The organism is uncultured Limosilactobacillus sp. (genome assembly GCF_934202705.1).
In the GTDB taxonomy this organism is placed as follows: Bacteria; Bacillota; Bacilli; order Lactobacillales; family Lactobacillaceae; genus Limosilactobacillus.
In genome coordinates this window covers 1-14346 of record NZ_CAKPYE010000015.1, presented here as the reverse complement: position 1 = coordinate 14346, position 14346 = coordinate 1, and the positions used below count along the sequence as shown (strand labels likewise).

Genomic DNA, 14346 nt, shown 5'->3' with positions numbered 1-14346 from the left:
CTTAAATATAATAACATTACCAACGATAAAACACAAATTTTATAGTTGATCAAATAAACTCAGCTGGTTTTCATCAGGTAGTCCGTCAAGAACATGCTGGTCAGTCATAAATTGAAGGATTGTTTGAGAAACCTTACCACGTTCGGCTAAATCCTCTTTAGATAAGAATGGCTTTTCTTCACGTGCCGCCACAATTTGTTTAGCCACGTTCATTCCTAATCCAGGAATTGCTCTAAATGGTGCGATTAAAGTTTTACCATCGATTAACCAATTTGAGGCATCCGACTTTTCCAAATCAACCATTTTAAATTTATAACCACGTTCCAGCATTTCGTTCGCTAACTCTAGAATCGTCAGCAAACTCTTTTCTTTTGCAGAAGCTTCATTTCCCTTATCATTAATTTCCTTCATGGCAGCTTTAACAGCGTTCTTTCCCCGCGCCATCGCGACCACATCAAAGTCGTCCGCACGAACAGAGAAGAAAGCACAATAATACGTTAACGGAAAGTAAACCTTAAAGTAAGCAATCCGTAGTGCCATTAAAACATACGCAGCCGCGTGGGCCCGAGGAAACATGTATTTGATCTTTAAACAAGAGTCAATATACCACTGTGGAACGTTTGCCGCATGCATCTTATCTTGCCACTCATCAGGAATTCCCCGACCGTGACGAACTGATTCCATCACCTGGAAAGATGTTTCCGAATCAAGTCCATAATGAATTAAGTCAGTCATGATGTTATCACGACAACCAATCACGTTGGCAATTGTTGCAACTCCATCCTTAATCAGTTCTTGGGCGTTATCAAGCCACACGCCAGTTCCATGTGACAGCCCAGAAATTTGTAATAATTGTGAATAGTTCTTTGGATGCGTATCTTCTAGCATTCCACGGACAAAGCGGGTCCCAAATTCAGGAAGACCCAGTGTTCCGGTTTTCGAAGTAATCTGCTCTTCAGTAACACCCAAAGCTTTAGGACTAGAAAATAAGCTCATCACTCCCGGATCATCCATTGGAATGGTCTTTGGATTAATTCCCGACAAATCTTGCAGGGCACGAATCATCGTTGGGTCATCATGGCCTAAAATGTCCATTTTCAAAATGTTATCGTGAATTGAGTGGAAGTCAAAGTGGGTTGTTTCCCAAGCAGCGTTTTGATCATCAGCCGGATACTGAACTGGCGTGAAATCGTAAATATCCATATCATCAGGTACAATGATGATTCCAGCTGGGTGCTGTCCCGTTGTCCGTTTGACTCCGGTTGCTCCCTTTGCCAATCGATCTTCTTCAGCTCCCCGAAATTCTTGATCAGTATCTCGTTCATATGCCTTTACATATCCATAAGCAGTTTTATCGGCGACCGTCCCAATGGTTCCAGCACGAAAAACATTCTTCTCGCCGAACAAGACTTTCATGTAATTATGTGCGATTGGCTGATAGTCTCCTGAGAAGTTCAAATCAATATCTGGTACCTTATTCCCTTTAAAACCCAGAAAAGTTTGGAACGGAATATCATGCCCATCCTTAATCATTAGCGTGCCACATTTTGGACATTTTTTATCTGGCAGGTCGTATCCTGAACTATACTCACCCTTCGTATAGAAATGGTTATACTGACAATTTGGACACCGATAATGGGGCGGTAATGGATTGACTTCAGTAATTCCAGATAAGGTCGCAACAACACTTGAACCGACTGATCCCCGTGAACCAACCAAGTAACCATCTTTATTAGACTTAGCTACTAGTCGTTGCGCAATTAGATAAATAACCGAGAAACCGTTTTTAACAATACTGTCCAGTTCTAGTTTAACCCGATCATAAACCAGTTTTGGCAATGGATCTCCATACCATTTCTTAGCAGTCGCCCATGTTCGGTCCTGAATTTCCTGCTCAGCGCCTTTCATGTGTGGCGTATATAACTTATCTTCCACTGGACTAATTTTGGGGTCAATTTCGTTTGCTATTTTATGTGGATTGGTAATCACAATTTGATGTGCCACATCATCATCTAAGAAATCAAACTGTTGGAGCATTTCATCAGTTGTTCTGAAATGAACGTCTGGTCGACTGGTCTTATTAAGCGGATTAGCACCACCTTGAGAATTAATCAAGATCTTCCGATAAATCGCGTCCTCCGGATTAAGATAGTGAACATCACCAGTCGCCACCACCGTTTTTCCTAATTCACCGCCGAGTTTAATCATATTTTTAATGATTGATTCAAGATGTTGTTCACTGGAAATTACTTTCTGCTCTAATAATGGTGCATAATTAGCCTTTGGCTGAACTTCTAAGTAATCATAGAAAGATGCTTTCTGCCTTGCCTCAGCATATCCCTTTTGCATCATCGCGGTGAAAACTTCACCGCTTGAACAAGCAGATCCAACCAGAAGTCCATCTCGATAACGCTCTAAAACGCTTCGTGGAATTCGTGGCACCCGATAATAGTATTTAACATTAGCCAGTGATACCAGCTTGTACATATTCTTCAGGCCAGCCTGATTCTTTGCTAAAAGAGTCACATGAAACGGTCGCGCATGCCGATATGCTCCATTATCAGTCATGTGTTTATTGAGATCATCCACATAAACCACTTGATACCGTTTTTCCGCGTCCTTGAGGAAAATATGTAGAAGGTGGCCAGTAGCCTCTGCATCATAATTAGCCCGGTGGTGGTGTTCAAGTGAAACTTTAAATTTTTTACTTAACGTGTTTAGACGATAACCACGCATGTTTGGATACAAAAAACGTGCTAGTGGCAATGTATCAATCACTGGTTGACTAATTTCTGGCAAATGATGGCGCCGATAGCCAGTGTTCATAAATCCCATATCAAAAGATACATTGTGTCCCGCAATAATGGATCCTTCGCAGAAGTCCTGGAACATTTTAAAAACTTCTTCTTCTGATTTAGATCCCTGAACCATATCATCAGTAATACTTGTCAATTCAGTTGTCTGCTCTGATAATGGAAAACCCGGATCAATAAACTCATCAAATCGCGCTAAAACTTTTCCATCCTTCATTTTCGTTGCCGATAATTCAATTACCTTATCATAAATAGCTGATAAGCCGGTCGTTTCCACGTCAAAAATTACGTACGTACTATTAAGCAGATGATCATGGTTTTCATTATAAACTAGCGGAATCCCATCATCGACAACGTTGGCTTCAACTCCATATAACATTTTAATGTTAAATTTCTGATGTTTTGCATCATAAGCCGCTTTATATGCCTCGGGAAAGCCTTGAACTCCGGCATGGTCAGTGATGGCAATCGCTGGGTGTCCCCATTTAATTGCTTGTTTAACATAATCACTAATTGAATTGGTTGCATCCATCGTTGACATATTCGTATGCAGGTGTAATTCGATCCGTTTTTCATCTTTAGGTGCATGATCTTGGCGGACTGGATGTGATACTACATTAATGTCGTAAGCATTCATAGTTAAGTCGCGCATGAAATTATCTTCCTGCACAGAGCCACGTACTTTAACCCACTGTCCTTCACTAATCGCGCCAAATTGTGCCTCATCTTTTTTATCTCGAGAAAATTTTTTGACTGCAAATGAAGAAGTATAATCAGTAATTTCAAGAATCATCAATTGACGACCAGATCGTAATTCTTTGACTTCTTTAGAGAATACGTAGCCTTCGACAATGACATTCCGCTCTTCTTCAGTAATTTCAACCATTTGAGTAACGTCTGCTTGCGGATTAATTTCCTTACCAATTCGTGCTGGACCATCAACTTGAAGGTTGTTTTCCGCCTGTTTTTGCTGGTTCGCTTGATCTGACCGAATCTTTGCTAAGGCTTTTTTAACTAATGCTGCATCTGCAGCTTGTTGTTTTTCTTTCAGTAACTTAACAGTCGCCGCTGAAGCAGTTTGATCCACAACTGCGTGAATTCGAAAAGGTACAAACCCTGCTTCCTGGTATGCTTGCTCAATTTTTCCAAGAAACTTTTTGATAACGAAATCTTTAACCTGTTCATTTTCAAGAGCTAATTCAATTCTGCCATCATGCTCTTTTGGCATAGTTTGTTCGGCAATTTCAAAACCCATTCCGCGATTTCCAACTTCTTGTTGGGCCAGAAAACGCCAATAATCACCGATCAATTTAGAATTATTAGTTTCATCACCCGTCTCTACTACCAACTTAACTTGCGCATTTGCTAAGCTTTGAAAGCTCATCTGCAAACTGTGCAACAAACCACGATAAACGTCAGCTGGTACAACGTGCTTTAGGTACAAATGAATTTCCCAAACCCGTGACTTTTGATGAACAATCACTGCTTTTACTTGGCCACCAGTTAGTGCATTATTCTGGTAGTTAATTTGTTCAAGTAATTTCTGAAATTTTTCTTCTGCATTTAAAGTCACTGAATTTCCTCCTCAAATTAAAAATGTGGTTAATTTTGATTATTCATCTTAACCACATTTTTGATCAACTTATTCGGATTAATGATTATCCATTGTTTCGTTTAATTGCTTTAAGAAAATTTGCACCGTATTAACGACTTCTTCAGTCTTAACTTCTACGGTTTCACCAGTTTTTCGAATCTTAATCTCAACAATTCCTTCGCTGGCCTTCTTACCTACAGTAACTCGTAGCGGGATCCCAATTAAATCAGAATCAGCAAATTTAACTCCTGCTCGTTCTTTACGATCATCAACCAAAACTTCCAAGCCGGCTTCTTGAAGTTGTCGGGTAATTTGGCTGGCCATTTCCATTTGGTCTGATTTCTTAGCGTTAACCGGAATGACATGAACATCAAATGGTGCAATGCTATCAGGCCAAACTAATCCATATTCATCAGCGTTTTGTTCTGCAACTGCAGAAAGTAAACGGGTAACCCCGATTCCATAACAGCCCATGATCATATCGACAAGGCGGCCGTTTTGATCAAGAACTTGAGCACCTAATTTCTCAGAATATCCAGTGCCTAGTTTAAAGATGTGGCCAATTTCAATGCCGTTCGTAAACTTGATTGGGTGACCATCCGGTGCAATTTCACCTTCTTGAACTGTTCGAAAATCACCAAATTCATCAACACGGAAATCGCGATCAATATTAGCATTAACGTAGTGATAACCATCTTCATTCGCTCCGCAAGCAATATTAACCAATACTTTAACATAATTATCAGCCAAGATCTTAACTTCTTTACCAACCCCAACTGGTCCTAATGAACCCGGGTGGGCCCCAAGATATTTTTGCGTTTGTTCTTCGGTTGCCAACGTCAGTCCTTCGCAATCAACAGCATTCGTGACTTTAGTCTCGTTCACTTCATCGTTACCACGCATTAATACCATTACTGGTTGATAATCATCTTCACTCAACTTGGCCATGTATAGCATGGATTTAATAATTTGTGAAGCATCAATCCCTAAACTAGCAGCTGCCTCGTCTACTGTGTGTGCACCCGGTGTAGGTTGCTTTGTTAGCTTTTCAGGAGCATCAGTTTGTTGAGCCGCGGTAAACTTCGTCGTTGCTTTTTCAATATTTGCCGCGTAGTCACCATCAGTATAAACAATTGTATCTTCCCCAACTTTAGCTGGTGCTGAAAATTCTTGTGAATTATCTCCGCCAATTGTTCCTGAATCAGCAAGAATAACTTTGTAATTCAAGCCAATCCGATCAAATATATTTCGGTAAGCTTGTGCCTGTTTATTGTATGCCTCATCTAATCCGGCTTGATCCGCAGAAAATGAGTAACCATCTAACATGGAAAATTCCTTCCCACGAAGAACCCCAAAACGTGGACGAGGTTCATCACGAAATTTATCAGTAATTTGATAAACCGTTAGCGGTAATTTCTTATATGATTTAATACTGTCACGAAGAATTTCCGTCATCACTTCTTCATCAGTCGGTCCTAAAATATGCTCACGATCATTACGATCATTAAATTTGAAGAGGGTATCGCCATAGGCCTCATAACGTCCAGTTTGTTGCCAAAGATCAGCTGGTAACATCGATGGCGTTTCCATTTCAAATGCATCAGCATTTTCCATTTCTTCCCGAATGATTGATTTAATTTTCCGGATAACCCGATAGGCCATCGGTAGGTAGGCCCAAACTCCAGAGGAAACCTGATAAGTATACCCAGCACGAATCATCATTTTATGACTGAGTGCTTCTGCATCGCTAGGAGCTTCCTTTTTTGTAGGAATTAAAAGTTTTGATTGTTTCATTGATTACATCCTCCACTTATTTTATAAAATACCTTTGAATGTCGTTCCAAGTAACTAAAATCATTAACAATAATAAAAAGCCGAATCCAATTAAGGTAACAATGCCCTCCGCCTTTTCTGGAATTGGACGACGGATAATCCCCTCAATGATATTCAATACCAATTTACCACCATCAAGTGCTGGAATGGGTAGTAAGTTTACAATTCCTAAATTAATTGATAGCATCGCGAGAAATGCAAGAACACCATTTAACCCGAGTGAAGTTGCTTGTGAAGTACCAGCATAAATTGCTACCGGTCCTCCTAGATCATTTAAGCTAAACCCATGAGTAAACATGTGCCCTAACACACTAAAAATAAGCGTTCCCGACAGGATGAATTGATGCCAACCATATTGAATTCGGGCCTTAAAGGTCTTCTTTTGCTGTTCCATCACACCAATTTGACCAACTGTTTGTTTGCCACGATGAACCTTTTTCGGAATTAAGTGGGTTGTGTATTGCTTACCATCCCGCTGATAGTTAATTGTAACTTTCTGATTGGGCTTACTCGAAATGGCCGTTGTCATTGCTTGCCAATCTTTAGTTTTTTTGCCATCAACTTTTACGATCTTATCACCTGTCTTAAGACCTGCTTTGGCAGCTACAGAGGTTGACTGCACTTGACCAATTTGATTGCTATTGGTCGGAATTCCTGGCAATGTAAATCCTAAGATAATAAAGACGATTAATGCCAAAAGAAAATTATTCATTGGGCCAGCGAAATTAGTCATCATTCGATGGGGTAAACTAGCTGAATTAATTTGGACGTCTCGTGGTGCAATTTGTAATTCAGTACCATCACGTTCAATTACATTGGCATCATGATCAACATTAAACTTTTTGACTTCCTTTTCGTCACCATTAATATAACCACTAATCCAAAGCCCATCAACTAAATCTTTATCAACGATTTGTAATGGCAATCCCTGAAACAAAGTTTTCTTGTCGCTAGCGTTAATTGTGATTACTTTATTTTGATCATTTAATTGTAACGTTACGGGTGTTCCTGGTCGTAGTGTCTCATCATCGTCTTCATCACTACCTGCTAAGCGAACATATCCACCTAATGGCAACAAACGAATTGTATATGTCGTTCCATTTCGTCGAATCCACCATATTTTTGGCCCCATTCCAATTGAAAACTCACGAACAAGAATTCCTGACCGTTTAGCAAAGTAATAATGACCGAACTCGTGTACTAAAACTAGAATACCAAAAACAATTATAAAAGTTATAATTGTAATTAACAAAGCATCACCCCATTAAACTATGCCTAAAAAGTACAGAGCAGGCATAACCATTAACATACTATCAAAACGATCTAAGATTCCACCATGTCCTGGTAAAATCTTGCCAGAATCCTTAACTCCATAATACCGCTTTAATGATGATTCAATTAAATCACCAAATTGGCCAAATATCGACAACAATAATGTCGCCAAAACCATCATCAAATAACTATCATAACCAACATGGAAGAAAATCAGATATATTGCTAAGATAACAGTGGCAAAAATGGTTCCTAACACAGACCCTTCAATAGTTTTATTTGGGCTAATTTTAGGAGCCAATTTATGCTTACCAAATTGTCGGCCAAAAATATAAGCACCACTATCTGTAAGCCAGACAATCAGCATTCCATAAAGTAAAGTTGTAAAGCCTACTGACCGGGCCTGAATGAATGCGTTAAAGCCCATTCCGATATATAACATCCCTAGAATTAACACTCCGGCATCGTCAAAACTAAACCGTCCCTTATGAATAACCGTATGAAGTAATATCAGAATGACAACTAAGTAAAACGTCGTTAACCGATTAAAATGGTTCGGTAACCACGCTAGCCATTCCTGAGGCACAGTCATAATAATTACACCAATGTATGACATAAAAGCCGCAAATGATGTTAAAAACATTTTTTTCATGATTAAAATTTCACTCATTGCTACAATACTCAACACAATTGCAGCAATGGTCAATGGTAAATGACCAATTAAAATTAACGGAATAAAAATTGCTAGAGCAACTACTGCCGTTATTACTCTCGTTTTCAAAATTAACACCAATCCTCTTTACTTATTTTTTAAGCCACCGAACCGGCGATGACGATGCTGAAAAATACTAATGGCACGCTTTAAAGAATCACCATCGAAATCTGGCCAGTGTTCATCCATAAAAACAAATTCACTATAGGCAACTTGCCATAACATAAAATTACTCAAGCGCTGTTCACCACTAGTGCGAATTAATAACTCAGGATTATCATCCGGGATAAGTTGAGAAGTCATTAAATGCTTACTAAATGTGTCTTCCGTAATCTCATCAGAGGATAATTCCCCAGCCTGTACTTCCTTCACAATGGCAGTCGTAGCATGAACAATTTCATCCCGCCCGCCATAATTCAAGGCAAAGTTCAGAATCATTCCTGAACAATGTGCTGTCTCACGAATTGCATCTTGCACTGCTATTTGTGTGCGATCTGGTAACTTGCTAATATTACCCATAACATCAACTCGTACATTATGTTTGACCAAATCTGGAACGAACTTGTTAAAGAACTTGATTGGTAAATTCATCAAAAAACTAACTTCACTTTGAGGTCGTTTCCAATTTTCTGTTGAAAAAGCATATAGGGTTAATACTTTAACGCCCAGATTACTTGCAGCAATTGTAACCTTCTTTACAGTTTCCATTCCCTGTTGATGTCCAGCCACTCTTGGTAAATGACGAGCTTGCGCCCACCGACCGTTACCATCCATAATAATCGCGATATGATGTGGAATTTTAGTTAGATCAATTTCAGATGGTGCAGTAGCCGTTCCTTTCTTTTGAGAAAACAATTTAATCCTCCAATGAACCTTATTTTACAATCTTTCTTATTCTACCAGAAATAAGGCAATTTCTCTACTTTGCAGATATATAAAAAAAGCGAAACGCCAACACGTTTCGCATGTTATCATTCAGGAATTTAAAACTAGTTTCCCATTAATTCGTTCTCTTTATCCTTAGCAATGGTTTCTAAATTCTTAATTCCTGCATCAGTTTCCTTCTGGACCTGATCTTCAAGGTGATGAAACTCATCATCGTTAAAATCACCATCTTTATTACCCTTTTTCAGGTCATCCATCGCTTCGCGCCGAACATTACGAACCGCGACTTTGGCGTTTTCGAGTTCCGCTTTAACATCTTTAACTAATTCTTTCCGCCGTTCTTCTGTCAACTGCGGAATCATAATGCGAATTGCTTCACCATCATTTTGAGGTGTCAAACCCAAATTAGCCTCATAAATTGCCCGTTCAATGTCCTTCAGTGTGCTCTTATCATATGGTGAAACTAATAATTGACGAGCCTCAGGAACAGTAATTGAGGCCATCTGGTTTAATGGAGTCGGTGCCCCATAATAATCTACTTTCACCGGATTCAAGATACTAGCGTTGGCACGGCCGGCACGGATATCCGCTAATGTCCGTTTTAATGCCTCACCTGACTTAGTCATTTTTTCTTTTGCATTTGCTAAAATTTGCTTGCCATCCATATTTACTATTCTCCTTCAATTGTCGTTCCGATCTTTTGACCACGAACAACCTTCATAATATTACCTGGTGTATTTAAGTTGAACACTACCAATGGAATATCATTATCCATTGACATTGAACTCGCAGTTGAGTCCATTACGTGTAAATGTTTATCAATAATATCCATATGCGTAAGGTGATCGAATTTCACAGCAGATGAATCCTTATTTGGATCAGCTGAATAAACACCATCTACCCCATTCTTGGCCATTAAGATCGCATCTGCATTCATTTCAGCAGCTCGTAACGCAGCCGTGGTGTCTGTTGAAAAGTAAGGACTTCCGGTTCCACCCGCAAAAATAACTACTCGTCCCTTTTCCAAGTGCCGAATTGCTTTTCGTCGAATGTATGGTTCGGCAATTTGTCGCATCTCAATTGATGTTTGCACCCGAGTTTGTACCCCGAGACTTTCTAGAGCATCCTGTAATGATAGAGCATTCATAATTGTTGCTAGCATTCCAATATAATCGGCTTGTGACCGTTCCATTCCAAGTTTTTCACCGGTTACACCACGCCACATATTGCCACCGCCAACAACAATACATACTTGAACACCAAGATCGTGAACTTCTTTTAATTCTTTAGCAACCGTTTTTAATTCTGGTGGATTAATTCCAAACCCTTGATCACCAGCTAACGCTTCCCCACTTAGTTTTAGAACTACACGGTTGTACTTTACACCATTTGCCATTCGTAGAACCTCCTCAGGTTAAACCATCATCAAATTATGAAAAAGACGTACTAAAGATCATAGTACGTCTTAAATTAAAAGCAAATTAACGGTTCAGTTCCTGTTGAACTTCATCGGCAATATTACTTTGCTTCTTTTCGATTCCTTCACCAACTTCGTAGCGAACGAATGACTTCAACTTACCGCCCTTGGAGGCAACATATTCAGCAACTGTCTTGTCGCTATCTTTAACAAAGGCTTGATCAGCCAAGCAAATTTCTGATAAGAACTTATTCAAACGACCTTCAACAATTTTATCAACAATCTTTGCAGGCTTACCCTCATTAAGAGTTTCTTCCTTGAAGATATTGCGTTCGTGATCAAGACGTTCAGCAGAAACTTCATCACGAGTCATAAATTCAGGATTTACAGCAGCAACGTGCATTGCAACATCCTTAGCGGTTGCCTCATCAGCTCCTTCAAGAACAACTAACGCAGCAATCCGACCGCCTTGGTGAAGATATGCACCAAAACTATCTCCGTCCGCCTTTTCGATAATTTCAAAACGCCGCAAACTAACCTTTTCACCAGTTTGACGAGTAGTTTCAGTTAAATCCTCACCAAGGGTCCCATTATCAGTCTTGATTTCTAATGCAGCATCGACATCAGCAGGCTTGTTTTCAACAATCTTTTTTGCAACATCATTCAAAGCATTTTTAAATGGATCAGAAGCAGCCACAAAATCGGTTTCTGAGTTTAATTCGACAATTGCTGCAGTGTTTCCATCAACAACGATGTCAGTTAAACCTTCAGCAGCAATCCGATCACTCTTCTTGGCAGCCTTAGCAATTCCCTTTTCACGAAGATAATCCATGGCCTTATCCATGTCACCATTCGTTTCTACTAATGCCTTTTTAGCATCCATAATTCCGGCACCGGACTTTTTCCGTAATTCCATAACTTGTGAAGCTTTAATAGCCATAATTTGTTCTCCCCTTAGTTTGATTATATTTAAATTTAAATAAAAAGCTGTTTCGCACTCAGGCCATCACGGTCCAACTGCAAAACAGCCTAAGTATTAACTATTTTAATTATTTGCCTTCAACGTTCTTCTTTAAATCCTTTAAAGAATCTTCAGAAACTTCTGTGTTGTCAGCAACATCATCGTCTGATGCTTGTTGTTCATCTTGACCTTGCTTACCTTCGATAACAGCATCCGCCATCTTAGAAGTAATCAAGCGAACGGCACGAATAGCATCGTCGTTCGATGGAATGATAACATCAATGTCATCAGGATCAGTGTTGGTATCAACCATTGCCACAATTGGAATGTGGAGCTTGTGAGCTTCTCGAACCGCAATTTGTTCTTTATGAGGATCCACAATGTACATTACATCTGGAATCCGTGGCATGTCTTCAATACCACCTAAGAATCGTTCAAGTTTTTCACGTTGCTTAGTCAGAACAGAAACTTCCTTTTTTGGAAGAATATCAAAAGTACCATCTTCTGACATTTTCTTCAATTCCTTTAAACGATTAATCCGGGATTGAATAGTCTTCCAATTAGTCAAAGTACCACCTAACCAACGATGGTTAACATAGTATTGACCAGCCCGTGTAGCTTCTTCTTCAATGGAATCCTGAGCTTGTTTCTTAGTACCAACAAACAGAACTACTCCACCGTCGGCTGCAACATTCTTCACATAGTTATAAGCGGAATCAATCATCTTGACCGTCTTTTGCAGGTCAATAATGTAAATACCGTTACGTTCAGTGAAAATGTATGGTTCCATCTTTGGGTTCCAACGACGAGTTTGGTGACCAAAATGAACACCAGCTTCAAGTAATTGTTTCATACTTACTACAGACATGAAATAAAACCTCCAAATAGTTTTTTCCTCCCTACTGGTCTCCTACCTTAAAAACCGTTAGGCACTATTTAAGGTATTGCAGTAGGTGTGAATTGTGCAATCAGCACCAACATGTATTTTACATAAAAAACATTTCTATCGCAAGTAAAAATTTATAATTTGCGAAGGTTAACCCCATGTTCCTTTAAATAGACCAATTTTCGGTGACGGTTTTGATGTTTAAAATGATATTCAGCACTCAGTGCACTCCCCTTATCTGCAAATTTCTCCTGATAAATTAGTTTTAATGGATGGCGGCTTTTGACACGAGTATATTTAGCACCGCGATATTCCTGATGCGTTTCAAAACGACGTTGAACGTTATCGGTAAATCCACAATACAATGAATGGTCAGCACACAGTAAAACATAAATGTAATATGGTTTAGTTGGCATGGAGCTTCTCCTCGACTTCTGGGGTGTAATTACCTGATTGATCAATGACAATTAAAGGCGGCTCAATAGTAACCCCACCAGGTCGACCATCTTTAATGGCTTCGATCAGGACAATATTAGCTGCTTTACCAGGTTTAGGATAAATGAAACGAAGTCGTTTCGGCACTAACCTATTTTTTTCCAGCACACTCAAAATCTCTGTCAAACGTTCTGGACGGTGAACTAGGTACCCTTTCCCATTCATTTTTAACAAACCAGCCATTTGTTTAACTACGGTGGGCAAATCAATTGTTAATTCATGGCGAGCAATTGCTAGGTACCGATTCGGGTTCTTTTGGCTGGTTGGAAGCGACTTAAAATACGGCGGATTGCAGGTGACAATATCAAATGTATCCTTTTTAACAAAATCAAAGATATTATTCACGTCAGCATTAATAATCTCATAACGAGTTTCCAAATGATTCAATTGAACACTTCGCCTTGCCATATCTGCCAAGCGCGGCTGCAATTCCACCTCCGTAATGCGTCCACCTAACTTTCGATTTAAAAACAGCCCAATTGCGCCGTTGCCTGAACAAATATCGATAGTTTGAAGTTTTCGACGCTTATTTGGACGAACAAAATCAGCAAGTAATACCGCATCAAGAGAAAATGCAAAGACCTCATGGCTTTGGATAATCTTAATTCCTTGACTACTGAGTTGATCAATTCGTTCATTTGGCTTTAAATTTGGCTGTTCCATACTGACTCCTTATTTCAAAACTTGCATGTTTAGATTTTCTTGCTCATAATAACAATATTATACAAAACATAAATTGAGGTAAATAACATATGTATGACTTTCTCGTCCACTTGGTAAATCCATTTTTAACGTTAATTAATGGTCGACCGATTATTAAAAACAAAGAACAACTGCCCACGGGTAATTACATCATTGTCGCACCTCACCGTACTTGGATGGATCCCGTATTATTAGCGCTTGCAATTTATCCAAAAAAGTTTAGTTTTATGGCAAAAGAAGAACTCTTTAAAAATAAATTTGCTAACTGGTTTCTTAGAAAGCTGAACGCATATCCAGTAAATCGAGTTCATCCCGGGCCATCTGCCATTAAAATTCCAGTTAAAGAACTGCGGGATTCTTCCCTTTCAACAATTATTTTCCCTTCAGGATCAAGATACTCATCAAAATTAAAGGGTGGTGCGTTAATGATTGCTAAGCTTGCAAATGTGCCATTAGTTCCAGCAGTTTATCAAGGTCCCCTGTCCTTTGGTGCTCTTTTTTCAAGAAAGAAACGTAAGATTGCCTTTGGAAAGCCAATCTTCATCGATCGAAAGCAACGGCTAACCGATGATGTCCAACAACAATACGAACGACAAATGCAAGCTGCGTTTAATCAGCTAGATCAACATTTAGATCCCAATTTTCACTATGTCATGCCTGCTAAACCCACTAACGATCACTTTTAAAAATACTACAATCTAAAAAGGGGCTGTGACATAAGTCCTTTATAATAAATGAACCGTTCGGAATTCTCAAAATTCCGAACGGTTCTTCTT

12 protein-coding genes are annotated in these 14346 nt (G+C 39.3%); 1 reads left to right on the top strand and 11 read right to left on the bottom strand.

The annotated features are described in order from the left end of the window. Nucleotides 1-39: 39 nt before the first annotated feature. From Q0C76_RS08575 to Q0C76_RS08525, 11 genes are all read right to left on the bottom strand, one after another. On the bottom strand, nt 40-4386 hold the full coding sequence (locus Q0C76_RS08575; protein ID WP_295732009.1) for a PolC-type DNA polymerase III: 4347 nt from the start codon (nt 4384-4386) through the stop codon (nt 40-42). 78 nt (nt 4387-4464) lie between these two features. After that, a complete protein-coding gene (locus tag Q0C76_RS08570) occupies nt 4465-6201 on the bottom strand; it encodes a proline--tRNA ligase (protein ID WP_295732006.1) in 1737 nt (578 codons plus the stop codon). A 16-nt stretch (nt 6202-6217) separates the two neighbouring features. After that, nucleotides 6218-7492 (bottom strand): RIP metalloprotease RseP, encoded by a 1275-nt coding sequence (gene rseP, locus Q0C76_RS08565; protein ID WP_295732003.1) that lies wholly within the window; start codon nt 7490-7492, stop codon nt 6218-6220. Nucleotides 7493-7504: 12 nt separating this feature from the next. Beyond that, on the bottom strand, nt 7505-8293 hold the full coding sequence (locus Q0C76_RS08560) for a phosphatidate cytidylyltransferase (protein WP_295732001.1): 789 nt from the start codon (nt 8291-8293) through the stop codon (nt 7505-7507). An 18-nt stretch (nt 8294-8311) separates the two neighbouring features. Then, nucleotides 8312-9079: an isoprenyl transferase gene (locus tag Q0C76_RS08555; RefSeq protein ID WP_295731998.1), complete on the bottom strand. Its 768-nt coding sequence runs from the start codon at nt 9077-9079 to the stop codon at nt 8312-8314. 134 nt (nt 9080-9213) lie between these two features. Then, nucleotides 9214-9774, bottom strand: a complete 561-nt coding sequence (frr, locus tag Q0C76_RS08550; RefSeq protein WP_295731995.1) for a ribosome recycling factor — start codon at nt 9772-9774, stop codon at nt 9214-9216. A 5-nt stretch (nt 9775-9779) separates the two neighbouring features. Then, complete coding sequence (pyrH, locus tag Q0C76_RS08545) at nt 9780-10505, bottom strand: UMP kinase (RefSeq protein ID WP_295731992.1); 726 nt, start codon at nt 10503-10505, stop codon at nt 9780-9782. 85 nt (nt 10506-10590) lie between these two features. After that, complete coding sequence (gene tsf, locus Q0C76_RS08540; protein ID WP_295732060.1) at nt 10591-11469, bottom strand: translation elongation factor Ts; 879 nt, start codon at nt 11467-11469, stop codon at nt 10591-10593. Between the two features lie 106 nt (nt 11470-11575). Next, a complete protein-coding gene (gene rpsB / locus Q0C76_RS08535; RefSeq protein ID WP_295731989.1) occupies nt 11576-12355 on the bottom strand; it encodes a 30S ribosomal protein S2 in 780 nt (259 codons plus the stop codon). 152 nt (nt 12356-12507) lie between these two features. Then, nucleotides 12508-12789, bottom strand: coding sequence for a GIY-YIG nuclease family protein (locus Q0C76_RS08530; RefSeq protein WP_295731986.1), 282 nt, complete (start codon nt 12787-12789; stop codon nt 12508-12510). After that, nucleotides 12779-13531 carry a tRNA1(Val) (adenine(37)-N6)-methyltransferase gene (locus Q0C76_RS08525; RefSeq protein ID WP_295731983.1) on the bottom strand — a complete coding sequence of 251 codons (753 nt, stop codon included), beginning with the start codon at nt 13529-13531 and terminating at the stop codon, nt 12779-12781. Before Q0C76_RS08525 ends, Q0C76_RS08530 begins: the two co-directional genes overlap by 11 nt. 89 nt (nt 13532-13620) lie before the next feature. Here Q0C76_RS08525 and Q0C76_RS08520 point away from each other — a divergent pair, with 89 nt between their 5' ends. Further along, on the top strand, nt 13621-14256 hold the full coding sequence (locus Q0C76_RS08520; protein ID WP_295731981.1) for a 1-acyl-sn-glycerol-3-phosphate acyltransferase: 636 nt from the start codon (nt 13621-13623) through the stop codon (nt 14254-14256). The last annotated feature ends 90 nt before the right edge of the window (nt 14257-14346 follow it).

Bases quoted from the DNA above. Each gene is read 5' to 3' on its own strand.
- frr (WP_295731995.1), bottom strand. From the start codon at position 9,774: ATGGATGGCAAGCAAATTTTAGCAAATGCAAAAGAAAAAATGACTAAG.
- pyrH (WP_295731992.1), bottom strand. From the start codon at position 10,505: ATGGCAAATGGTGTAAAGTACAACCGTGTAGTTCTAAAACTAAGTGGG.
- Q0C76_RS08525 (WP_295731983.1), bottom strand. From the start codon at position 13,531: ATGGAACAGCCAAATTTAAAGCCAAATGAACGAATTGATCAACTCAGT.
- Q0C76_RS08530 (WP_295731986.1), bottom strand. From the start codon at position 12,789: ATGCCAACTAAACCATATTACATTTATGTTTTACTGTGTGCTGACCAT.
- rpsB (WP_295731989.1), bottom strand. From the start codon at position 12,355: ATGTCTGTAGTAAGTATGAAACAATTACTTGAAGCTGGTGTTCATTTT.
- Q0C76_RS08520 (WP_295731981.1), top strand. From the start codon at position 13,621: ATGTATGACTTTCTCGTCCACTTGGTAAATCCATTTTTAACGTTAATT.
- Q0C76_RS08570 (WP_295732006.1), bottom strand. From the start codon at position 6,201: ATGAAACAATCAAAACTTTTAATTCCTACAAAAAAGGAAGCTCCTAGC.